Genomic DNA, 21737 nt, shown 5'->3' on the forward strand with positions numbered 1-21737 from the left:
TCGTCCCCGCTCAGTCCCGCCCGGTGTGCGCGAGGAATTCCCGCAGTACGCGCTCCCCGGCCGCGACCCCGCGCTCGGGCAGGGCGGTGATGTGCGGGGCGGTCCAGCCCAGGTCGGCCAGCTCCCCGTGGCCGGGCCGCCAGCCGGTGTCGGCGGCCAGCAGCAGGTCGGCGTCGAGGAGGGAGTCCCCGGCGGCCAGGACGTGCTCGGCGCCGGTACGCCGGGCGACCTCGGCGACGGCGGCGCTCTTGGTGAGCGGGCGCGGCACGGCGTAGAGCTTGCGGCCCTGGAGGGAGACCGTCCAGCCGCGCGGCCCGGCCCAGTCGGCCAGTTCCTTCACCCAGGTGCCGGGCAGCTTCTCGCGGTCGACGACGAGGTAGGCGAACAGCTCCTCGGCGACGCGCTCCTTGAGCAGCCAGCCGGGGTCGGCGGCCCCCACCATACGGGCGCGCACCTGCGCCAGCGGTGCGCAGTCGGCGTCCAGGGCGCGCCGTACCCGGGCGTGCCAGGCGGGGTCGGACTCGCCGTCCACCATCAGATGGCCGCCGTTGGCGCAGATCGCGTAGCGCGGGGGCGGGCCCGGCAGGTGGATGCGCCCGTACTGCTCGCGGGTGCGGGTGGTGGTGGGGACGAAGACGGAGCGGTCCGCGAGTTCGGTCAGCAGGGCGGCGGCGGTCTCGGTGAGGTACGACAGGGGCTTGGACCGGTAGACCTCCACGCACAGCAGGCGCGGGGCCTCGGCGTCGGGCATGGTCAGGCCGAGGGCGGCGGCGGAGTAGATGAGGGTGCGGTCCAGGTCGCTGGCGACCAAGGCCGTGCGGCGCTCCGGGGCCGTGCGTACGGTGTCGGCCGCCGGGCGGCTCGCCGGGCGGCTCATCGGGCGGCCTTTCCGTCGGCGCCGGTGGCGCCGCGCGTGTAGCGGGGGTGGATGAGGCCGACGCAGGAGTAGGGCAGGTCGTCGGTCTCCTCGACGGGTACGCCGCGCTGCTCGGCGAGCAGCCGGATGTGGTCCAGGTCGGCGCCCGCGCCGCGCCGGGCCAGTACGCGCCAGGGAACGCGGCGCAGCAGCACCCGGGTGGTCTCGCCGACGCCGGGCTTGACGAGGTTGACGTCGCCGATGCCGTACTCCTCGCTGATGCGCTCCACAGCCCTCCAGCCGGCCCAGGTGGGGGCGCGGTCGGCGGCGAGCAGTCGCGCCACGTCCGCGGCCACGTCGGCGCGTACGGCGTCGAAGCGGCTCGCGACGGTGTCCAGGAAGAGGTTGGAGACGTCCCCTCCGGCCAGTTCCCGGTAGTACTTGGCTCCGTGGAAGTCGTCCGGCCCGACGAGGTCGGCGCGCAGCACGGTGCGCGAGACGAGGCCGGAGACGGTGGAGTTGAGGCAGGCGGAGGGGATGAGGAAGTCCTCGCGGGTGCCGTAGGTGCGCACGCAGCCGCCGGGGTCGGCCAGGACGGCGAGGTTGGGGGTCCCCCCGACGGAGTCAGGGGGAGGGTCGAAGCCGGGGAAGGGGCGCAGGGCGTCGGCGAGTTCGCGGGTGATGGCGCCCTTGCCCGTCCAGCCGTCGACGAAGACCACGTCGGCCGGGTCGTGGTGGGCGGCGAGCCAGCGCAGGGCGGTGGTGTCGATGCCGCGGCCGCGGACGATGGAGACGGCGTAGTGGGGTATGTCCAGGCCGTGCGCGTGCCGGGCCCAGCGGCGCATCAACACCCCGACGGGGGTGCCGGCGCGCGCGAGGGAGGCCAGCACGATGCCCTTCCCACGGCCGCTCCGGCCACCGTCCCGGCCTGCCGTGCCGTCCCGGACGCCCCGCTCGGCGAGCAGGGTGTCGGTGACCGCGCCGACCGCGCGGGCGATCCGGTCGGCGGAGGTCTCCAGCGCCTGGTGGAACAGCCGCTGGTACTCCCGGCTGGGCTGGTACTCCACCGGCAGCGACTCGGCGTAGTGCGCGCCGCCGGACTGGATGGCCTCCTCGCGTTCCTCGGTGGGCGCCTCCAGGGTGACGTCGGAGAGGTCCTGGAGCAGCCAGCCGACGTCCTCGGGGGCGTAGGAGGAGAAGTGCGGGCCGCGCAGTGGTGCGGGCAGGGGCCGGTGGGAGGGGACGACCGCGAGCAGCACCCGGCCGGTGTGGGCGGCGAGGTGTGCCAGCAGGCCGTCGTGGGCGTGGAGGGCGGGGGTGTCGGCGGCGGAGTCCACGACGGCGACGACGGCGTCGAAGCCCTGGCCCGCGATGTTGTAGGCGTACCGCTCCCCCGGCCGGCCGGGGGCGCCGTCGGCGGGGTCGTCGTGGGCGGGGAAGACCAGGCGGGTTCGGATGGCGTAGCCGGGCTCGTCGACCGCCAGGACGGGCGAGCGGGTGGTGGTGGAGTAGCGGACCTCGGCGCCGGTGGCGCCGGTAAGGGCGTCGGCCAGCCGCAGCGGCGCGTACATCAGTTCCTCGCACCCCAGGACGAGCACCCTGCGCGCCCCCTCTGGCAGGTGGGCTGCGATCCGGCCGGCCATCGCCGGCAGCGCGGCCTCCAGCCGGGCCCGGTGGGCGGGGGTGAAGCCGTGCCGCCCGCCGTCGGGCAGGCCCGTCGGCCAGCCCAGGTCGATGCGGCGCACCTGCTTTGGACCGAATCCGGGCGCGGGCCGCGGCGGCGGGCTGTCGTGGGCCTCGACCAGGGCGGCGCCGCGCTCCAGTACGCCGTCGGGCAGGCGTACGGTGCCGGTGGCCAGGGCCACCACGTCGATGCGGGCGCCGAGGTCGGCGGCGAACTTCTCCAGCCGGGCCCGGTCCTGCGGCCCGCGCAGGTCGGTCAGCGCCACGATCACGTACCGCTCGCGCGGAAAGGCGCGGTGCAGTGCGGTGACGGTGTTGAGGACGGTGGTGCCGGTTGAGAACTCGTCGTCCACCAGGACCAGCGGCCCGTCTCCGGCCAGCAGCTCCGGGTCCTGCGGCAGCAGCAGGTGGGAGGTGGCGTGGGAGTGCTCCTCCTCGAAGCCGCCCACCGGCTCCACGCCGGGGACGGCCCGGCGCGTGGAGTGGAGGTAGGGGGCGGTGCCCAGGCCGTCGGCGACGCTGTGGCCGAGGCCGGTGGCGGTCTCGGCGTAGCCGAGGACGACCGCGCGGCCCGCGTCCGCGCCCAGCAGCTCGCGGACGCGTTCGCCCAGGCGCAGTCCGGTGCCGTGGACGGTTCCGGGGAGTTGGGGTACGTGCTTGCCGAGCACCTGGGAGACCAGCAGGTGCGCCCGGCGGGGGTTGCGTCGCAGGGCCAGGCCGAGCAGCTCGCGCAGGCGTCCGGCCTCCTCGCCGGGCGGGGCCTCCAGCCGTACCTCCAGCCGTTGTGCGACCCATTCGCCGGGCCATTCGCCGGGCCTCCGACCGGGGCCGGGCTCACCGGGCTCACCGGTCTCCCCCGGCGCCCCGGCCTCCCGTCCGTCTGTGCGCCCGTCCGCGTCCGCCGCCTGCGTCACCCTGCCGTACCCCTCGCCGTGGTCGCGGCCGTGGTCGTGGTCGCGGCCGTGGTCGTCCTCGTTCGTATGACTCATATGCTCCCAGCCGCCAGCAGCTCGACGAACCCCACGCCCTCGTGCGCGACGCCGAAGGCCTCGGCCCGCAGCAGGGTGCGCTCGGCCCAGGCGCGGTGCGGCTTCACCTCGTTCATCTTGTTGGTGTAGGCGGAACGCAGCACTCCACCGCCGCAGCGCTCGGGGCGCAGTATGTCGGTGGCGTCGCTGAACTCCTCGTGGCTGACCACCGACAGGGCGTGGACGGGGGCGACATGGGAGGGGTGGATGCACGTCTTGCCCTGCAGGCCGTTGGCCCGGTCCAGGCCGATCTCGCGCAGCAGCCCGTCCATGTCGTGCTCGATCAGCGCGGCGCGCAGTTCCTCGGCGCGGCCGGTGAACGGGCTCTGGCGCAGCTGCGGTTTGAACATCCGCTCCTGGAGCCGGAAGTACTCCCACACGGGTCCGGTGACGGTGAAGCCGGTGCCGTCGGCCCGGCCGAGCACGTTGACCACGTCGGCTATCACCGAGGCGACGATCTGCACGTCGTAGGCGGTCATGTCGGGACTGCGGCGCAGTCCGTAGGCGGAGCAGAAGTCGGTGACGCCCAGGCGGAGCGCCAGGACCCGGTCGCGGTACTTGTCGACGGTGCGGGCTATCCCGGTGAGCGTCTCCACCCGCGTCTCCAGGTGCAGGAGGTCGGGGGACTCCAGCACGGGCATGGCGAACAGCCGCTGTCCGCAGTCGGCCTCGGCGGCGGTGAGCGCCTCCAGGAAGGGCAGTCCGCGTTCCTCGGTGAACTTGGGCAGCACGAAACCGGACAGCAGACGGGTGCCGGCCCCCAGTCGCCGGACCAGGGAGGTGATCTGCGCGGGCTCGCGGACGCGGACGAACAGCAGCGGGGGTTCGGTGGGGCCGGCTGAGGCGGAGGGGCCGGCGGCGGAAGCGGCCAGTTCGGCGAACTGCCGGATCAGATTCTCCTCGGCACCGGGCACTTCGGCGTCGTCGATGGAGTCCTCCAGGCAGAGCACCATGGAGACCACGCCCCGTCGGGCCTGCTTGAGCACGTCGTCGGCGAGCCGGGGGCGGGTGGCGGGGCTGTAGAGGGTGGCGCCCAGGGCCACCGACAGCAGACGGGCCGGGGATCGTGCCGAGAACTCGGCCGGTTCCTTGTGGAACAGTTCCCGCCGCAGCTGCGGCGAAAGGTGTCCGAAGTGCCGCATAGGACCCCCGTTCCGTCACCGGCCCCATGTCCTTCATGAGCGAGAACCGGCCGATCATCGTAAGCACGCACGTGGCTCAAAAGTTACTCGAACGCATGAACATAGCATTACTTACGCATAAACCCGGGGTGCCGAGGCACCCGCGTTGTACCGGCGGGCCGCGACAGGCAGGATGGCGCTATGACGCACGCGATGCTGAAGGGGTCGAACATCCAGCTCCACGCGACGGCCGTGCGCGCCGTACTGCGCTGGACACCGGGCACGGGCGTCCGCGACGTCGACGCCTCCGCGCTGCTGCTGGGCGCGGACGGGCGTGTGCGCTCCGACGAGGACTTCGTCTTCTACAACCAGCCGCGACACCCCTCCGGGCTGGTGCGGTACCTGCCCAAGAGGCACGAACCGGAGGGGCTGACGGACTCGGTCGAGGTGGATCTCGGCCGCCTGGAGACGTCCGTGGAGCGGGTGATGCTGTCCGCGTCGGCGGACGGCGGCACCTTCGCCGATGTGCGCGACCTGGTGCTGCTGGTCGTGGACGCCGACGGCGGTGAGACGATCGCCCGCTTCGAGATCCGTCCCGAGACGGGCTCGGAGACGGCGCTGATCTGCGGTGAGCTGTACCGGCGCGGGGACGGCTGGAAGTTCCGCGCGCTGGGGCAGGGGTACGCCACCGGGCTCGTCGGGCTGGCGACGGACTTCGGTATCTCGGTGGAGGAGGCCGGGTCGGCCGCGCCCGGGGAGCCGGGGCAGACGATCCCGCAGCCGCCTCCGGAGCCGGGCTTCCCGCAGCCGGAGCCGATGCCCGAACCCCACCCCGAGCCGCAGCCGCACCCCGAGCCGCCGCCCGGGCCGAACCCTCCGTCGCCGCGCCCCGTCCCCGGCCCCACACCCGGGCCGGAACCGCTGCCCGAGCCGGAGCCGCAGCCGCCGCACCCCGGGCCGGGACCTGAACCGGGGCCCGAGCCGGGGCCCCAGCCCGAGCCCGAGCCCGCCGCCGCGTCGCACCCGACGGCGCCGGTGCCGGCCGGGCCGCCGCCGGGACCTGCCTACGGATACCCGCAGCCCGCCACGGGGGTCCCTCCGGCGCAGCCCGCGTACGGCTATCCGCATGTGCCCCCGCCGCCGGCCCGGCCCCCGGCCCACCGGCCCGGCACACCCGATCCGGCCTTCACCCTGCCGCCCCAGGGCCCGCAGTTCGTGGGACGTTAGCCGGAGCGCCCGGTGTCGCTCCCCTCGCGGGGAGCGACACCGGGCGGGAGTCACGCCGGGCGGCCACGAGTCACGCCCGGTCCGCCTTGTTCTTGTAGCCGCGCCCCCACTGCAGACCCCAGCCGTAGAGCCGGTCGAGTTCCGACTGGAAGCCGTAGACGTAGCGCACCTCCCGGCGGACCACCAGTTGCCCCTTGGCGTCGTTCTCGATCAGCACCACCGCGCAGGAGCGGGCCTCGGGGGCTCGTTCGTCGAGGCCGATCTCGATGCGCGGCCCGTTGCTGGGGATCAGCGAGACCACCGCCTGGGTGCGGTCGAACGCCGGAGTCCCGTCGTAGATGTAGACGAAGACCAGCAGCCGCTTGATCTCGTCCTTGTGGTCGAGGTTGACGTAGATGGTCTCGCCCGAGGAGCCGCCGAACCTGTCGTCTCCGCTGAGCTTGACGTACGGCGGCGCGTTGATCTCCCCCAGCAGCCCGCCGAGCGGCTGGACGACGCCCTTGGAGCCGTCCTTCAGCTCGTACATGCAGGCCAGGTCGAGGTCGACCGTCACCACTCCCCGGGTGTGCCCCTGCACAGGCTCGGGTTTGAACGCCTGGAGCGGGTTGCGCAGCAGGCCGCCGCGCCGCGGCCGCCCGTCGAAGTCGGACGAGCGCATCCGCCAGGAGAGATTGACCTGCAGATGGCCGCTGTCGGCGCCCTGCCGGGTGAGTGAGACCGCCGAGTGCCGCTTGGTCAGCTCCACCGCGTACGTCGACGCGCCGCCGACCGTGTCGAACTTCGGAGCTCTGCGCATGCCGCTGCGCCAGTTCTCCCACAGGGAGACCATGACTTCCTACCCCCAACTCCCGAGCGGACCGTCCCATGGACGTCCCATGAACGTGCCGTGACCGTGCCGTCCGCGTACCCGCGGTGTCATGCCGCGGGGGCGGCCACGAGACGTCTCGTGGCCGCCCCCGCACAGAGCGTTCCGCAATCGGGGCGCCGTCACACGCCCGAGGGGACTTCCGGCTTCCGCGCCGGGCTGCCGCCCTCGCCTCCGCCCTCGTCCCCGCTCTGCACGGCCTCCTTGCGGTTGTGCCGCACCGAGGTCCAGAAGGCGGTGCCGATCAGCGTGACGCCGATGAGGCCGGTGATGACCTCGTTGACGTGCCACCTGATGGTGACCAGCAGCAGGATGCCCAGGGCGCCGATGGCGTAGTGGGCGCCGTGCTCCAGGTAGCGGTACTCGTCCAGCGTGCCCTGGCGGACCAGGTAGACGGTGATGGACCGGACGTACATCGCGCCGATGCCCAGGCCGAGCGCGATGACGACCGGGTCGTTGGTGATGGCGAAGGCGCCGATGACGCCGTCGAAGGAGAAGGACGCGTCCAGGACCTCCAGGTAGAGGAACATGAAGAACGCGGCCTTGCCCGCGAGCAGGACGACCGGAGCCTGCTTGCCGGCGCGCCGGGCGGCCTCCTCGGCCTCGTGCTGCTGTTCCTCGTCCTCTTCGATCTTGTTCTCGAAGTGGCTGGAGAGACCGTTGACGATCAGATAGGTGAGCAGGCCCGCGATGCCCGCGAGGTAGACCGCCGCGGACTCGTCCGCGTGGCCCTCGTAGAGCACGGCGTGGGTGCCCAGGACGGACCCCGAGATCAGCAGGGCGATCAGTGCGACGACCACGCTGAGTCCCTCGACCTGGCCGAAACGGGACAGCGGGCGCTCGATCGTCTTGAGCCAGTGGATGTCGCGTTCCTCGTCGAAGAGGAAGTTGAGGAAGATCATCAGCAGGAACATGCCGCCGAAGGCCGCGATCGACGGGTGGGCGTCGGTGACCAGTTGCTCGTAGCGCTCCTGGTCGTTGAGCGCCAGGTCGACCGCCTCGATCGGCCCCAGCTGGGCCGAGATGGAGACGATCACGATGGGGAACACCAGGCGCATGCCGAACACGGCGATGAGGATGCCGATGGTGAGGAAGATCTTCTGCCAGAACTCGTTCATCTTCTTCAACACGCCGGCGTTGACGACGGCGTTGTCGAAGGACAGCGAGATCTCCAGGATGGAGAGGATCCCCACCAGGGCGAACGCCTCCCACCCCCCGAACAAGAAGGCGGCGACGAGTCCGGCGACGGTGACGCCGAAGGACCAGCCGAATGTCCTTAGAACCACTGATTACCCAATCTTCTCTCTGGTGGGAGTCCCCCCACGCCGTGGGCGGTACGGGGCCGCCGCGCGGCCCGCTTTACGAAACGTTTACTCCGAAGTCTAGGGCGATGCCCCGCAGCCCTGACGCATACCCCTGGCCGACGGCCCGGAACTTCCACTCGCCCCCGTAGCGGTAGAGCTCTCCGAAGATCATCGCGGTCTCGGAGGAGGCGTCCTCGGTCAGGTCGTAGCGCGCCAGCTCGTTGCCGTCGGCCTGGTTCACCACGCGGATGTAGGCGTCGGTGACCTGGCCGAAGCTCTGCCGCCGGGCCTCGGCGTCGTGGATCGACACCGCGAAGACCACCTTGTCGGCCTGCTGGGGAACCCGGGTGAGGTCCACCAGGATCGTCTCGTCGTCGCCACCGCCCGTGCCGCCGACCAGCTCGTCGCCCGTGTGCTCGACCGATCCCTCGGGGCTGGTGAGGTTGTTGTAGAAGACGAAGTACTCGTCACCGAGCACCCGGCCGCCCGCGCACAGCAGCGCGCTGGCGTCCAGGTCGAAGTCCGCGCCCGTGGTGGAGCGGGCCTTCCAGCCCAGCCCGATCTGGACCTGGGTCAGGTTCGGTGCGGCCTTGGAGAGGGAGACATTGCCCCCCTTGGCGAGCGTGACGCCCATGTTGCTGATCCTCTCCCGATGCGATGCGCCCAGTGTTCCCAGAACATCCGGCGCCGCATACCTCCCGGACATGGAAGTCTGCGGCGCCGGAGACTGCCGGGATCGGGTGGAACCGACCGGCGGCAGGAGGTGACCGACGGGTCTTTCAGACGTTCACCCCGAAGTCCTGCGCGATGCCGCGCAGGCCGGAGGCGTAGCCCTGGCCGATGGCCCGGAACTTCCACTCGGCGCCGTGGCGGTAGAGCTCGCCGAAGACCATGGCGGTCTCGGTCGAGGCGTCCTCGCTCAGGTCGTAGCGCGCCAGCTCCTTGTTGTCGGCCTGGTTCACCACGCGGATGTAGGCGTTGCGGACCTGGCCGAAGCTCTGCTGGCGGGTCTCGGCCTCGTAGATCGACACCGGGAAAACGATCTTGGCGACCTCCGCGGGCACCCCGGCGAGGTTCACCTTGATGACCTCGTCGTCGCCCTCGCCCTCACCGGTGAGGTTGTCACCGGTGTGCTCCACGGAGCCGTCGGGGCTGGTGAGGTTGTTGAAGAAGACGAAGTGCTGGTCGGAGACGACCTTCCCCTCGGCGTTCGTCAGCAGCGCGCTGGCGTCCAGGTCGAAGTCCGTGCCCGTGGTGGTGCGGGCGTCCCAGCCGAGACCGACGATCACGGCGGTCAGGTTGGGGGCTTCCTTGGTCAGCGAGACGTTGCCGCCCTTGCTGAGGCTGACTCCCACGAGTCCTCCCGTTTGGTCGTAAGGAGCACGATGTGCCCCCGTTGCGTGGATGCCGTTCGATAACGAGCCGATCCTAGTAATCGGTTCCCCGCCTTCACACGGCCTTGCGGGTACGCGGCCCTACAGGCTCTCGAGGGCCTTCGCGTACTCGTTCAGATCACGTGCGTCGGGCAGCGCGTTGACGACCGCCCAGCGCACCACGCCCTCCTTGTCGATGATGAAGGTCCCGCGCACCGCGCACCCCTTCTCCTCGTCGAGGACGCCGTACTCGCGCGCGGTGTCGCCGTGCGGCCAGAAGTCCGACAGCAGCGGGTAGTCGAGCCCTTCCTGCTCCGCGAAGACGCGCAGCGTGAAGGGGGAGTCACAGGAGACGGCCAGGAGCTGGACGTCGTCGTTGACGAAGCGGGGCAGCTCGTCGCGCAGGGCGCACAGCTCGCCGGTGCACACCCCGGTGAAGGCGAAGGGGTAGAAGAGCAGGACGACGTTCTTCTCGCCCTTGAAGTCCGCGAGCCGCACGGTCTCGCCGTGCTGGTTTCTCAGCTCGAACTCCGGGGCCTTGGTGCCCACCTCGATCGCCATGGACGCGTTCCCTTCGGTGTAGGTGACGCCTCCACCCTACGCAGGGCTCGTCCGGCCCCCTCGAGAAGCGCCGAGCCCCCGGTACGGCGGGCGCCGTACCGGGGGCTCGGCCCGGCCTTCGAGAGGCCTGGGGTCAGTGGTGAGTCACCGCTTTCCGGTGCGGGCGGTCTTCGGGGTGACCAGACGGTTGCCGGTCCAGTCCTTGCCGGCGTTGACGGTGCTGGTCTGGGCCAGGCCGGCGGTCTGGGCCGCCTCGCCGATCTCGCTCGGCTCGACGTACCCGGGCCGTCCGGTCTTCGGCGTCATCAGCCAGACCGGGGCACCGTCCTCGACCAACGTGATGGCGTCCACCAGCGCGTCCGTCAGGTCGCCGTCATCCTCGCGGAACCACAGCACCACGGCGTCGGCCATGTCGTCGTAGTCCTCGTCGACGAGTTCCTGGCCCGTGATGGCCTCGATTCCCTCACGGAGGGCCTGCTCGGCGTCGTCGTCGTAACCGAGCTCCTGGACCACCTGCCCGGGCTGGAAACCCAGCCTTGCGGCGGGGTTGGTCCGCTCCTCCGCGTGGTCCGCGGTCGCGCTCACGGATTGCCTCCTGTCATCTTTCGAAAGTAGGTGGTGCCCGCGCGGGCGCGCGGAGCATTGGGCGTAGTCCACACGGGCTGGACCGATCGCGCAAGTACCCGGCCGCCGATCCCGCCCAAACGTTGACGTGTCGCCGCACACCACCTGAACCGCTGTGGCGCACGGCACACCCGTACGCCTATTTTGCCCCAATGAGTGGGGAATAAGACTGGGATCGAACGGCCGTGCGCGGACCGCGGCGCCCCTGGGCGTAGGGTTGCCGTTCGGCCGACTCACGCCCCGGCCGCACCGGCCCGGGCACCCGGGCGTCTCACGGAGTGGGGTTACCCCTCGGTAGAGATGACGTATCCGCCCCAGCGGTACACGATGGGAGACGGCGCGACATCCCAGCAGAGCAAGACCGAACAGCGAAGGAATAGCGTGGCTTCCGGATCCGATCGCAACCCGATCATCATTGGTGGCCTTCCCAGCCAGGTCCCGGACTTCGATCCCGAGGAGACCCGGGAATGGCTCGACTCGCTCGACGCCGCCGTCGACGAGCGGGGCCGGGAACGTGCCCGCTACCTGATGCTCCGCCTCATCGAGCGTGCCCGCGAGAAGCGTGTGGCCGTGCCGGAGATGCGCAGCACGGACTACGTCAACACCATCGCGACCAAGGACGAGCCGTTCTTCCCCGGCAACGAGGAGATCGAACGCAAGATCCTCAACGCGACCCGCTGGAACGCGGCCGTGATGGTCTCGCGCGCTCAGCGGCCGGGCATCGGGGTGGGCGGCCACATCGCCACCTTCGCCTCCTCGGCCTCGCTGTACGACGTGGGCTTCAACCACTTCTTCCGCGGCAAGGACGGCGGCGACGGCGGCGACCAGATCTTCTTCCAGGGCCACGCCTCCCCCGGCATCTACGCCCGCGCCTTCATGCTGGACCGGCTCACCGAGGCGCAGCTCGACGGATTCCGCCAGGAGAAGTCGAAGGCGCCCGACGGTCTGTCCAGCTACCCGCACCCGCGGTCGATGCCGGACTTCTGGGAGTTCCCGACCGTCTCCATGGGGCTCGGCCCGATCGGGGCGATCTACCAGGCCCGGATGAACCGCTACATGCAGGCGCGCGGGATCGGTGACACCTCCAACTGCCATGTGTGGGCCTTCCTCGGCGACGGCGAGATGGACGAGCCCGAGTCCCTGGGGCAGCTCTCCCTGGCCGCCCGCGAGGGGCTGGACAACCTGACCTTCGTGGTCAACTGCAACCTCCAGCGGCTCGACGGCCCGGTGCGCGGCAACGGCAAGATCATCCAGGAGCTGGAGTCGGCCTTCCGCGGCGCCGGCTGGAACGTGATCAAGGTCATCTGGGACCGTTCCTGGGACCCGCTGCTGGCGCAGGACCGCGACGGCGTGCTGGTCAACAAGCTGAACACCACCCCCGACGGCCAGTTCCAGACGTACGCCACCGAGACCGGCGCGTACATCCGCGAGCACTTCTTCGGCGGCGACCACCGGCTGCGGAAGATGGTCGAGAACATGACCGACGAGCAGATCCTGCATCTGGGACGCGGCGGTCACGACCACCGCAAGGTGTACGCGGCCTACAAGGCGGCCCGGGAGCACAAGGGCCAGCCGACGGTGATCCTGGCGCAGACGGTCAAGGGCTGGACGCTCGGCCCGAACTTCGAGGGCCGCAACGCCACCCACCAGATGAAGAAGCTGACGGTCGAGGACCTCAAGCGCTTCCGCGACCGGCTGCACCTGCCGATCGCCGACAAGGAGCTGGAGTCCGGCCTGCCCCCCTACTACCACCCGGGGCGGGACTCGGAGGAGATCCAGTACATGCACGACCGGCGGCGCGAGCTGGACGGCTTCACGCCCAAGCGCGTGGACCGCTCCAAGCCGCTGGTGCTTCCGGGCGACAAGACCTACGCCACGGTGAAGAAGGGCTCCGGCCAGCAGCAGGTCGCCAGCACGATGGCGTTCGTGCGGCTGCTGAAGGACCTGATGCGGGACAAGGAGATCGGCAAGCGGTTCGTGCTGATCGCCCCCGACGAGTACCGCACCTTCGGAATGGACTCGTTCTTCCCCTCGGCCAAGATCTACAACCCGCTGGGCCAGACCTACGAGTCGGTGGACCGCGAGCTGCTGCTGGCGTACAAGGAGTCCCCCAACGGCCAGATGCTGCACGACGGCATCTCCGAGGCCGGGTGCACGGCCTCGCTGATCGCGGCGGGCTCGGCCTACGCCACCCACGGCGAGCCGCTGATCCCGGTCTACGTCTTCTACTCGATGTTCGGGTTCCAGCGCACCGGTGACCAGTTCTGGCAGATGGCCGACCAGCTCGCGCGCGGCTTCGTGCTCGGCGCCACCGCCGGCCGCACCACTCTGACCGGCGAGGGTCTGCAGCACGCCGACGGCCACTCCCAGCTCCTGGCCTCGACCAACCCGGCCTGCGTCGCCTACGACCCGGCCTTCGGCTTCGAGATCGCCCACATCGTGCGGGACGGTCTGCGCCGGATGTACGGCGAGAACGCCGAGGACGTCTTCTACTACCTGACCGTCTACAACGAGCCGATCAGGCAGCCCGCCGAGCCCGAGGGCGTGGACGCCGAGGGCATCGTCAAGGGGCTGTACCGGTACCGGCAGGGCGAGGCCGGGTCGATCCCGGCGCAGATCCTCGCCTCCGGCGTGGCGGTGCCCTGGGCCGTGGAGGCCCAGCGCATCCTCGCCGAGGACTGGAACGTCCGGGCGGACGTCTGGTCGGCGACCTCGTGGAACGAGCTGCGCCGTGAGGCGGTCTCGGTCGAGCGGCACAACCTGCTGCACCCGGAGGAGGAGCAGCGTGTGCCGTATGTGACCCGCAAGCTCCAGGGGACCGAGGGCCCGGTGGTGGCCGTCTCGGACTGGATGCGCTCGGTGCCCGACCAGATCGCCCGCTGGGTGCCGAACCGCTATCAGTCGCTGGGCGCGGACGGTTTCGGCTTCGCCGACACCCGCGGCGCGGCCCGGCGTTTCTTCCACATCGACGCCGAGTCGATCGTCCTGGGCGTGCTCACCGAACTGGCCGGGGAGGGGAAGGTGGACCGCTCGGTGCTCAAGCAGGCCATCGACCGGTACCGGCTGCTCGATGTGGCCGCCGCCGACCCCGGCCCGGCGGGCGGGGACGCCTGATCCCCGGCCGCGGCTGCGGCCGCGGAATTCACTGATGTGCCGCTGATGTGCCTCGGCCCCGGCTTCCGAGCCGGGGCCGAGGCGCGTCACATGCTGCGCGCCGCCGCGCCCGTCACAGCCACAGCCCCCACGAGCCGGAGGCGGTGAAGAGCCATATCAGGCCGAAGACGATGTCCAGCGCGCCCAGAACCACGGCCACCACCGCCGCCTTGGAACGGGTGTTCCAGCGGCGCCCCATGGCGAGCCAGCCGCAGACCATCGCGATGGGACCGAGTACGAACCCCATCACGAAGAGCCCGACGACCGCGCAGACCGCACCGATGACGCCGAACGTCGAGCGCTCGTCCCCGGTGAGGTCTTCGCCACCACGCCGTTTGCCTTCGAAGTACCGCGTGCCCGTCATCTTCCCTCCCAGGGTCGTCGGACCGGGCTGTGGCTTCGGATACCCCGGGGACCCCGTACGATGCCGGGCATGGCGGACATACGGGCCAAGGAACGCTGGGAACACCGGACGCAGGGACCGCTGCTGCTGCTGTCCGTCCTCTTCGCCGTCGCCTATGCCGTACCGATCATGCGCACGGATCTCGCTCCGTGGGTGCGGGACGCGTGCAGGGCTGTGGAGTAGGGGGTCTGGGCGGCGTTCGCGCTGGACTACGCGGTACGGCTCAGGCTGGCCCCGCAGCGGTGGGACTTCGTGCGCAGCCAGCCGCTCGCGCTGCTGGCCGTACTGCTCCCCCTGCTCCAGCCGCTGCGACTGCTGCGTCTGGTCTCCGCGCTGCTGCTGGTCGGGCAGCGTGCCCGGATGGCATCCCGGGTACGGGTGACCACCTATGTGGCCGGCTCGTGCCTGGGACTGCTGGTGTTCGGCTCGCTGGCCGTCCTGGAGGTGGAGAGGGACTCCCCGAACGGCAACATCACGACACTCGGCGACGCGGTGTGGTGGTCCTTCACCACCATGACCACGGTGGGCTACGGCGATCTGGCGCCGACCACCGGCCTGGGCCGGCTGCTGGCCATCGGGCTGATGCTCTCCGGGATCGCGCTGCTCGGTGTGGTCACCGCCAATATCGCGGCCTGGTTCATCGCCCGGTTCGACGAGGAGGAGGCCTCGGATCGACGGCAGACGGCGGCGATCGAGGATCTGACGGCCGAGGTACGCGCTCTGCGGGCGGAGGTCGCGGAGCTGCGGGGCGGCCTCACGGGCTCCGGTGGCCCCGGAGACGGGGCGGTGACGGGCGCCGCGGGCCACGTCAGCTCTCCCAGATCTTGACGGCCCGCACCCGATAGTCCGTCCGCGGCGCCCAACTGCCCGAGGGGTAGGTGTCGAACTCGCCGGTCTCGGCGCACTCCGCGCTCTGGTAGGCCGTGACGGGCCGCCCGGTGCGGTTGGCGAGCGAGGCCACGGAGGCGCCCCGCGGCAGCGGCACACAGCTCTCGATGTCGGTGTCCGCCAGTTCGTGGGTGCGGCGCGGCCCCTTGAAGTCCGCACGCTCCCACAGGCACAGCTCCCCGGCCGCGCACTCCCCCAGTCGCGGTGCCGGCACTGCCGCCGACACGGCCGTCTGCGGTGTCAGGGCCGTGAGCACCGCGGCGGCCGCGGTCAGGAGCGCGGCCAGTGCGGCCCGGCGGGCCCTGTGGCCGCGGTGCGTGTGGCCGCGGTGCGTGTGGATGCTGTGCGTGTGGATGCGGTAGGTGCGGTTGCGGCGAGTGCGGTGTACGTGACGCATGTGGGTCTCTCCCCCGTGCTGGTCTTCTGTGCCGGTCTTTCGTGCCGGTCGTTGTGCGATCAGCTTCGACACGGGTCGGCCGGCCTGCCAAGAGCGGACCGGCCGTTTCACCGGGACGGGTAACGGAGTTCTCCACAACCGCCCGGTTGTCCACAGCCTGGCTCCGCACCGGCCGGCTGAAGCCCGGCTCACGGGTAGGGTGACCGGCACCTTTCGAGACGGCAGGAGGTGACGGGCGAGTGGCCGGACGCCCGCCCCGGCGCGGTCCACCCGCTGCGGTGAACGCGCGCCCCGGAGGCGGGCCGGGCTCCCGGTGCCCGGCCGGCATGACGGCCGTCGGTACGGGCGGCAGCCACCGGGTGGACGAGGTGTGACGTATGCGGCGCGGCAGGGGAGGAAGACCCACGCATCGACGCATACGATGACCCGTATGGGTGACGTGCTGGCCGGAATTAACTCCTCCTGGGAGTTCGACACCGACTCCGTGCTCATCCGCTTCGAACGGGGCATCCGCACTCCGAAGCTGTTCCATGTGCTCGGTGAGCGGCGCGTCCCCCACGAGGCGCTGAGGTCTGTCGAGCTGACCCCCGGCACCAGACGGGGCACGGTCGTGCTGCGCGCCGAGCCGCGCCCGGGCGCCGATCCGCTGATGGAGGCCGCCGCCGGGCAGCTCAGGGAGACCAGCGACCCGTACCGCCTGGTGCTTCCCGCCGAGCACGAGCCCCTGGCCGCCGCCCGGGTCAGCGAGCTGTCCTCCGTGCTCGGCCCCCGGGCGCAGGAACCGGCCGACCGCCACCTGGTCGCCGCGCCCGCCGCCCCGCTGCAGTTCAAGGCGTACGACGGCAAGGTCTCCTTCGACGGCCGGGCGGTGTCCTTCCGCTGGTTCTGGACCGGGGCCTCCTCGGCGAAGTGGAAGGCCGGCGACCAGTCGTTCCCGGTCGGCGAGCTGCAGGACGTCCGATGGCGTTCGCCGGAGGTCGTGGGCGGCCATCTGCGGCTGGTCCGCCGCGGCGAGGCGGCGGACCGGGAGCTCCCGGAGCCCGACCAGGATCCGGCCGCCGTCGTCTTCGGCCTCGGCTACGGCCTGGTGCACGAGTCGCTGCCGCTGGCGGCCTCGGTGCTGGAGGCGGTACGGGCGGCCGGGCCCGCCCCGGTCCCGGAGGCGGCGGCTCCCGTCTCCCGCGCGGCGGACCCGGTCGCCACGGTCCGGCCCGCCCCCGCCGACATCGCAGACCGCATCCGGCACCTGGGCGAGCTGCACGGGGCCGGGCTGCTCACCGAGGAGGAGTTCAGCGCGAAGAAGGCCGAACTCCTCGCCGAACTGTGAGCCGCGCCAAGTCCTGGGCCGTGCCAAGTCCAAGGCCGCGCCGAGCCGTGAGACGGTGTGGCCCCCCTACTCCCGCCCCGCCGAGGTGAACCCCAGGTCGGCGTAGCGCCCGCCGGCCACATGGCCGGCGATCGGCTCCAGCGCGGCCAGCTCGTCCGCGGTCAGTTCGACACGGGTGGCCGCGGCGTTCTCCTCGACCCGCTCGGGCCGGCGTGTGCCGGGGATCGGGACGACCGGCAGCCCGTGCACCGCGGCCCGCTGCTGCACCCAGGCCAGGGCGACCTGGCCGGGCGTGATCCCGCGCGTCCTCGCGATCGCGTACAGCGGCTTCCGCAGGGCGGCGTTGGCCGCCGCGTTCTCCCCGGTGAAGCGCGGCATCGTGCGCCGGAAGTCGTCGTCGCTCAGCTCCTTGCCCGCGTCGGTGAACGAGCCGGTCAGAAAACCTCTCCCCAGCGGCGAGTAGGGCACGAAGGCGACACCCAGCTCCTTCGCGGCGGGCACCGCCGTGCGCTCCACGTCACGGCTGAAGACCGACCACTCGGACTGGACCGCCGCGATCGGGTGCACCGCGTGCGCCGCGCGCAGTTCGCCGCCGGTCACCTCGCTCAGCCCGAGCTGCCTGACCTTGCCCTCGGCCACCAGCTCGGCCATGGTGCCGACGGTCTCCTCGATCGGCACGCGCGTGTCGCGGCGGTGCATGTAGTACAGGTCGATGACATCGACGCCGAGCCGCTCCAGACTGCCCTCGGCGCACTGTCTGATGTAGGCGGCGTCGTTGCGGATGTCGCGCTTCGCCGGATCCGCCGGATCCATGACGATGCCGAACTTGGTGGCCACCACCACCTCGTCCCGGTGCGCCCTCACGAAGGGCGCGATGAACCTCTCGTTCTCACCGAAGCCGTACAGGTCGGCGGTGTCGTAGAGCGTGACGCCCAGTTCCAGGGCGCGCTCGAGGGCGGCGCGGGCGCCGGCGGTGTCCGTCGGCCCGTAGGCGAAGCTCATACCCATGCAGCCCAGTCCCTGGACGCCCACCTCGGGCCCGTCCGCGCCGAGCCGCGCCGTGGCGATCCGTTCGCTCTTCTCCCAGCTCATCCGGTTCCTCAGAGCCTCTCCGACGCCCGCCGGGCGTCCGCGTAGAAGTCGATCTTGAAGTCGAGGACCGCCAGTGTGCTCCGCAGCTCGTCGATTCTGCGCCTGACGTCCTCGCGGGTGGCGCGCAGCAGCTCCTGCCGCTCCTCGAAGGTGTGGTCGCCCGCGCGCACCAGTTCCGCGTAGCGCACCATGTCCGCCACCGGCATTCCCGTCAGGCGCAGCTTGCCGACGAAGGCCAGCCAGTCCAGGTCTCGGTTGGTGAAGCGGCGCTGTCCGGTGTGGGAGCGGTCGATGTGCGGCATCAGCCCGATCCGCTCGTACCAGCGCAGCGTGTGGGCGCTCAGACCGGTGATCGAGGCGACCTCGCTGATCGTGTAGCGGTCCCGTCCGTCCGGCCGCGGGTGGGGCACGTCGGCCGTCGCGCACACATCCGCCTGCGGCTCCCCGATCTCCCCACCGGCATCCGTGTCCGTCCCCGTCTGCACCTTCGTCTGCGTCACGGTCATGGGGGAACGCTACGGACTTCGAGTGCGCTCCAGGCAAGCGAATAACGGGGGCGAAATCCCGCCACACCGGCCCATCGGGCCCCACGTTAGGCTCAGGAGCATGGACAGCCTGCGCATGATCGAGAACTGGCCGGTCACGACGGCGGCGGCGGCCGTCGTGACCGCCGACGGCACGGTGGCCGGGACGCACGGCCCCGCCGATCGCCGCTTCGCGCTCGCCTCGGTCACCAAGCCGCTGGCGGCGTACGCGGCGCTGATCGCCGTCGAGGAGGGCGCGATCGAGCTGGACGAGCCGGCCGGTCCCGAGGGCTCGACGGTGCGGCACCTGCTCGCCCACACCTCCGGCCTGGCCTTCGACGAGCAGCGCACGATGGCCGCCGCGGGCACCCGCCGGATCTACTCCAACACCGGCTTCGAGGTGCTCGGCGACCACATCGCCAAGGCCACCGGCATCCCCTTCCCCGAGTATCTGCGCCAGGCCGTCCTCGTCCCGCTGGGCATGGCCGCCACCGATCTGCCGGGCTCCCCGGCCAAGGACGGCGTCTCCACCCTGGCCGATCTGGTCCGCTTCGCCGCCGAGCTCCAGGCCCCGCGCCTGCTGGATCCGAGCACCGTCGCGGAGGCCACGTCCGTGGTCTTCCCGGATCTGCCCGGCGTCCTGCCCGGCTACGGCAACCAGAAGCCCAACGACTGGGGCCTGGGTTTCGAGATCCGCGACGGCAAGTCCCCGCACTGGACGGGCGCCTCCTCCTCGCCGCGCACTTTCGGCCACTTCGGTCAGGCCGGTACGTTCCTGTGGGTGGACCCGGACGCGGGCGCCGCCTGTGCGGCCCTGGCGGACCGGGCGTTCGGTCCCTGGGCGATCGAGGCGTGGCCGCCGTTCACCGACGCGGTGCTGGCCGAACTGCGCGGGAACTGAGACACACCGACCGACAGCGGCCGGCGCGGGAAGGCGCGGGAAGGAGCGGCACATGGGCGGGCGGCCGCGCGTACTGACGGTGCAGCACACCCCGAACGGCGGGCCGGGCCGGTTCGGCGCCTGGCTGGCCGAGGGCGGTGTGACGCTGGACGTCGTCCGCGCCTACGACGGCGAGCCGCTGCCCGCCCGGACGGACGGCCACCGGGGCCTCCTCGTCCTCGGCGGCGGTTATCTGCCGGACGACGACACGCGCGCCCCCTGGCTCGCCCCCACCCGCGCCCTGGTCGCCGAGGCGCTGGACGGCGGCGTCCCGGTGTTCGGGATCTGTCTGGGTGGCCAGCTGCTGGCCCAGGTCTCGGGCGGCGAGGTCGCGGCGGAGCACGGCGAGCCGGAGGTCGGCAGCACACCGCTGGCGCTGCGTCCCGAGGCTGCGGACGACCCGCTCTTCCACGGGCTGCCCGACCGCACCACCGCGATCGAGAACCATGTCGACGCCATCACCGAACTCCCGCCCGGCGCCCGCTGGCTGGCACGGAGCGAACGGTGCCCGTACCAGGCGTTCGCCGTGGGCGGCCGGGCGTGGGGCACGCAGTTCCATCCCGAGGTGACGGCCGCACAGGTACGGGCGTGGGATCCGGAGCGGCTGCGGCGCCTGGGCTTCGATCCCGCCGGGACCGTACGCCGGGCGGAGGCCGACGAGCCCGCCTCGGCCGGGGTGTGGCGCACCGTCGCCCTTCGCTTCGCCTCGCTCGTACGCGACGGCTGAGCGGTCGCGACGGCTGAGCGGCCGACCCGTGCGAACCGCCCTTCGGCAAGGCAGCGGACACGGTCGCAAACCCCCCTTCCCGTCACCCGCGCCCCCGGCGGCCCGCGAGGCCCGGCCCGGGGCTCTCCAACACCCCTCCAGCCCTCACCGAGCAAATTAATCAGGCGAGTTCACGAATTCCTCTTGTCTTTCCGCCCGAGCCCATTAGGGTCGCTCACGCCCACCGGACGGCGACGGACCCTGGAGGTCGCAGTGCCCATGAGACGGAGATCGTCCCTGACGAGCCTGCTCACCGCGGGAGCCCTCGCGGCGACCGTGCTCGTGACCTCCCAGGCCACCGGCGCCCTGGACACCGCGGCTCCCGGCGCCGGGGACCGCGCGGGCACCCACTCCTCCGCCGCTCCGGCGGCGTCGAAGAGGGCCGCGCGGCACTGGGTGAACACCTGGACGTCGATGCCGCAGCTCACCGAGCCCCACAACATGCCGCCCGCCCCCTTCACCGGGGAGGGGCTGGTCATGGAGGACACCACGCTGCGGCAGACCGTCCGCGTCACGGTCGGCGGCGACAAGGTGCGGCTGCGCTTCTCCAACGCCTTCGGCGGCGCGGACCTGCCCATCACCGCCGCCTCCGTGGCCTTCCCCGAGGAAGGGAAGGCCGGGACCGACGCGATACGCCCGGGCACCTCCCGCCCGCTGACCTTCAGCGGCAGGCCCTCGGCTCTCGTCCCGGTCGGAGCACAGGTGGTCTCCGACCCGGTGGACATGAGGGTGGCCGCGGGAACCAATCTCGCCGTCACCCTCTATCTGGCGGACGGCCAGGCATCGAACGACATCACCTCCCACCCCGGCTCCCGGACCACCTCCCACCTCCTGCGCGGCGACCACGTCGAGGCCGAGGACCTGCCGGGCGCGACGGCGACCGACCACTGGTACTTCCTCAGCGGAGTCGAGACGTGGTCGGCCAGGTCCACCCGGGCGGTCGCCGTCCTGGGCGACTCCCTGACCGACGGCCGCGGCTCCACCACCAACGGCAACGACCGCTGGACGGACCAGTGGTTCGACCGGCTCCAGACCCGCCGCGGCACCGCCCGCCTCGCCGTCCTCAACCAGGCCGCCGGCGGCAACCGCGTCCTCGACGACGGGCTGGGCCCCAACGTCCTGGCCCGGCTGGACCGCGACGTGCTGGCACAGACCGGGGTGGAGTCGCTGATCGTCTTCGAGGGCGTCAACGACATCGGCACCGCGGCGGCCACCGAGACCGCGCAGAAGCGGGTCGCGGCCGATCTGATCGCCGCCTACGAGCAGATCGTCACCCGCGCCCACGCCCACGGCATCGAGGTCCACGGCGCGACGCTACTGCCCTTCGGCGGCAACGAGATGTACGACGACCCGGCCGGGCACCGCGAGAGCGCCCGGCAGACGGTCAACGACTGGATCCGCACCAGCGGCCGCTTCGACTCCGTCATCGACTTCGACCGCGCCGTCCGCGACCCCGCCGACCCCGAGCGGCTCCACCCCGGCCTCCACGACGGCGACTGGCTCCATCTGAACCCCGCCGGCTACGGCCGGCTGGCCGCCGCCGTACCCGGGCACCTGTTCCGCTAGCCGACCGTCCGCGCCAGCCACCCGCGCCGGCCTCCGGCC

General features: G+C 71.8%; 19 protein-coding genes and 1 pseudogene. 7 read left to right on the forward strand and 13 right to left on the reverse strand.

The genetic code is table 11. The features are described from left to right. Positions 1-10 precede the first annotated feature (10 nt). The 3 genes from CUT83_RS02125 to CUT83_RS02135 all read right to left on the reverse strand — a co-directional run bounded on the left by CUT83_RS02125 (position 11) and on the right by CUT83_RS02135 (position 4709). Positions 11-877 (reverse strand): HAD family hydrolase, encoded by an 867-nt coding sequence (locus tag CUT83_RS02125; protein WP_420882452.1) that lies wholly within the window; start codon positions 875-877, stop codon positions 11-13. Then, the gene (locus CUT83_RS02130) at positions 874-3453 is read right to left on the reverse strand and encodes a phosphoribosyltransferase (protein WP_420882459.1); all 2580 of its coding nucleotides are present in this window, start codon (positions 3451-3453) and stop codon (positions 874-876) included. The genes CUT83_RS02125 and CUT83_RS02130 overlap by 4 nt, the downstream gene beginning before the upstream one ends. A 71-nt stretch (positions 3454-3524) precedes the next feature. Then, positions 3525-4709, reverse strand: a complete 1185-nt coding sequence (locus CUT83_RS02135) for an HpcH/HpaI aldolase/citrate lyase family protein (RefSeq protein WP_101254159.1) — start codon at positions 4707-4709, stop codon at positions 3525-3527. 180 nt (positions 4710-4889) lie between these two features. Between CUT83_RS02135 and CUT83_RS02140 the strand changes: the two genes are divergently transcribed. Further along, positions 4890-5915, forward strand: a complete 1026-nt coding sequence (locus CUT83_RS02140; RefSeq protein WP_101254160.1) for a TerD family protein — start codon at positions 4890-4892, stop codon at positions 5913-5915. Positions 5916-5985: 70 nt separating this feature from the next. Here CUT83_RS02140 and CUT83_RS02145 read toward each other — a convergent pair whose 3' ends face one another. From CUT83_RS02145 to CUT83_RS02170, 6 genes are all read right to left on the reverse strand, one after another. Next, positions 5986-6744: a TerD family protein gene (locus tag CUT83_RS02145; protein WP_101254161.1), complete on the reverse strand. Its 759-nt coding sequence runs from the start codon at positions 6742-6744 to the stop codon at positions 5986-5988. Positions 6745-6902: 158 nt separating this feature from the next. Continuing rightward, positions 6903-8066 (reverse strand): DUF475 domain-containing protein, encoded by a 1164-nt coding sequence (locus CUT83_RS02150; protein WP_101254162.1) that lies wholly within the window; start codon positions 8064-8066, stop codon positions 6903-6905. Between the two features lie 73 nt (positions 8067-8139). Then, a complete protein-coding gene (locus CUT83_RS02155; protein ID WP_101254163.1) occupies positions 8140-8718 on the reverse strand; it encodes a TerD family protein in 579 nt (192 codons plus the stop codon). A gap of 145 nt (positions 8719-8863) precedes the next feature. After that, positions 8864-9439, reverse strand: coding sequence for a TerD family protein (locus CUT83_RS02160; RefSeq protein ID WP_093654744.1), 576 nt, complete (start codon positions 9437-9439; stop codon positions 8864-8866). Positions 9440-9559: 120 nt separating this feature from the next. After that, positions 9560-10018 (reverse strand): peroxiredoxin, encoded by a 459-nt coding sequence (locus CUT83_RS02165; protein ID WP_093848970.1) that lies wholly within the window; start codon positions 10016-10018, stop codon positions 9560-9562. Between the two features lie 144 nt (positions 10019-10162). After that, positions 10163-10603 carry a DUF3052 domain-containing protein gene (locus CUT83_RS02170; protein ID WP_093654740.1) on the reverse strand — a complete coding sequence of 147 codons (441 nt, stop codon included), beginning with the start codon at positions 10601-10603 and terminating at the stop codon, positions 10163-10165. Positions 10604-11023: 420 nt separating this feature from the next. On the opposite strand from CUT83_RS02170, the gene aceE reads away from it, so the two are divergent. Further along, positions 11024-13756 carry a pyruvate dehydrogenase (acetyl-transferring), homodimeric type gene (gene aceE / locus CUT83_RS02175; RefSeq protein ID WP_101254164.1) on the forward strand — a complete coding sequence of 911 codons (2733 nt, stop codon included), beginning with the start codon at positions 11024-11026 and terminating at the stop codon, positions 13754-13756. Between the two features lie 112 nt (positions 13757-13868). On the opposite strand, the gene CUT83_RS02180 is transcribed toward aceE, so the two are convergent. Further along, positions 13869-14159, reverse strand: a complete 291-nt coding sequence (locus CUT83_RS02180; RefSeq protein ID WP_101254165.1) for a hypothetical protein — start codon at positions 14157-14159, stop codon at positions 13869-13871. 60 nt (positions 14160-14219) lie between these two features. Here CUT83_RS02180 and CUT83_RS02185 point away from each other — a divergent pair. Beyond that, positions 14220-15026: pseudogene (locus CUT83_RS02185) on the forward strand (potassium channel family protein). Here CUT83_RS02185 and CUT83_RS02190 read toward each other — a convergent pair. After that, the gene (locus CUT83_RS02190; RefSeq protein ID WP_101254166.1) at positions 15007-15483 is read right to left on the reverse strand and encodes a peptidase inhibitor family I36 protein; all 477 of its coding nucleotides are present in this window, start codon (positions 15481-15483) and stop codon (positions 15007-15009) included. The pseudogene CUT83_RS02185 and the gene CUT83_RS02190 overlap by 20 nt on opposite strands. Before the next feature lie 430 nt (positions 15484-15913). Between CUT83_RS02190 and CUT83_RS02195 the strand changes: the two genes are divergently transcribed. Next, positions 15914-16810 (forward strand): DUF4429 domain-containing protein, encoded by an 897-nt coding sequence (locus tag CUT83_RS02195; RefSeq protein ID WP_101254167.1) that lies wholly within the window; start codon positions 15914-15916, stop codon positions 16808-16810. Positions 16811-16876: 66 nt separating this feature from the next. Here the strand turns inward: CUT83_RS02195 and CUT83_RS02200 are convergent, their stop codons facing one another. After that, positions 16877-17902 carry an aldo/keto reductase gene (locus CUT83_RS02200; RefSeq protein WP_101254168.1) on the reverse strand — a complete coding sequence of 342 codons (1026 nt, stop codon included), beginning with the start codon at positions 17900-17902 and terminating at the stop codon, positions 16877-16879. An 8-nt stretch (positions 17903-17910) separates the two neighbouring features. Next, positions 17911-18408 carry a MerR family transcriptional regulator gene (locus CUT83_RS02205; RefSeq protein ID WP_101254169.1) on the reverse strand — a complete coding sequence of 166 codons (498 nt, stop codon included), beginning with the start codon at positions 18406-18408 and terminating at the stop codon, positions 17911-17913. Positions 18409-18508: 100 nt separating this feature from the next. Between CUT83_RS02205 and CUT83_RS02210 the strand changes: the two genes are divergently transcribed. The 3 genes from CUT83_RS02210 to CUT83_RS02220 all read left to right on the forward strand — a co-directional run bounded on the left by CUT83_RS02210 (position 18509) and on the right by CUT83_RS02220 (position 21698). Next, complete coding sequence (locus CUT83_RS02210) at positions 18509-19327, forward strand: serine hydrolase domain-containing protein (RefSeq protein ID WP_101254170.1); 819 nt, start codon at positions 18509-18511, stop codon at positions 19325-19327. 52 nt (positions 19328-19379) lie between these two features. After that, on the forward strand, positions 19380-20093 hold the full coding sequence (locus tag CUT83_RS02215; RefSeq protein WP_101254171.1) for a type 1 glutamine amidotransferase: 714 nt from the start codon (positions 19380-19382) through the stop codon (positions 20091-20093). A gap of 258 nt (positions 20094-20351) precedes the next feature. Next, positions 20352-21698 (forward strand): SGNH/GDSL hydrolase family protein, encoded by a 1347-nt coding sequence (locus CUT83_RS02220; RefSeq protein ID WP_101254172.1) that lies wholly within the window; start codon positions 20352-20354, stop codon positions 21696-21698. Positions 21699-21737: the final 39 nt, after the last annotated feature.

It is taken from the genome of Streptomyces barkulensis, from assembly GCF_002843305.1.
GTDB classification, from domain to species: domain Bacteria; phylum Actinomycetota; class Actinomycetes; order Streptomycetales; family Streptomycetaceae; genus Streptomyces; species Streptomyces barkulensis.

Excerpts from the sequence above, each read along its gene's own strand:
- CUT83_RS02125 (WP_420882452.1), bottom strand. The coding sequence starts at position 877 with ATGAGCCGCCCGGCGAGCCGCCCGGCGGCCGACACCGTACGCACGGCC.
- CUT83_RS02135 (WP_101254159.1), bottom strand. The coding sequence starts at position 4,709 with ATGCGGCACTTCGGACACCTTTCGCCGCAGCTGCGGCGGGAACTGTTC.
- CUT83_RS02140 (WP_101254160.1), top strand. The coding sequence starts at position 4,890 with ATGACGCACGCGATGCTGAAGGGGTCGAACATCCAGCTCCACGCGACG.
- CUT83_RS02145 (WP_101254161.1), bottom strand. The coding sequence starts at position 6,744 with ATGGTCTCCCTGTGGGAGAACTGGCGCAGCGGCATGCGCAGAGCTCCG.
- CUT83_RS02155 (WP_101254163.1), bottom strand. The coding sequence starts at position 8,718 with ATGGGCGTCACGCTCGCCAAGGGGGGCAATGTCTCCCTCTCCAAGGCC.
- CUT83_RS02165 (WP_093848970.1), bottom strand. The coding sequence starts at position 10,018 with ATGGCGATCGAGGTGGGCACCAAGGCCCCGGAGTTCGAGCTGAGAAAC.
- CUT83_RS02180 (WP_101254165.1), bottom strand. The coding sequence starts at position 14,159 with ATGACGGGCACGCGGTACTTCGAAGGCAAACGGCGTGGTGGCGAAGAC.
- CUT83_RS02190 (WP_101254166.1), bottom strand. The coding sequence starts at position 15,483 with ATGCGTCACGTACACCGCACTCGCCGCAACCGCACCTACCGCATCCAC.
- CUT83_RS02195 (WP_101254167.1), top strand. The coding sequence starts at position 15,914 with ATGGGTGACGTGCTGGCCGGAATTAACTCCTCCTGGGAGTTCGACACC.
- CUT83_RS02200 (WP_101254168.1), bottom strand. The coding sequence starts at position 17,902 with ATGAGCTGGGAGAAGAGCGAACGGATCGCCACGGCGCGGCTCGGCGCG.
- CUT83_RS02205 (WP_101254169.1), bottom strand. The coding sequence starts at position 18,408 with ATGACCGTGACGCAGACGAAGGTGCAGACGGGGACGGACACGGATGCC.
- CUT83_RS02210 (WP_101254170.1), top strand. The coding sequence starts at position 18,509 with ATGGACAGCCTGCGCATGATCGAGAACTGGCCGGTCACGACGGCGGCG.
- CUT83_RS02215 (WP_101254171.1), top strand. The coding sequence starts at position 19,380 with ATGGGCGGGCGGCCGCGCGTACTGACGGTGCAGCACACCCCGAACGGC.
- CUT83_RS02220 (WP_101254172.1), top strand. The coding sequence starts at position 20,352 with ATGAGACGGAGATCGTCCCTGACGAGCCTGCTCACCGCGGGAGCCCTC.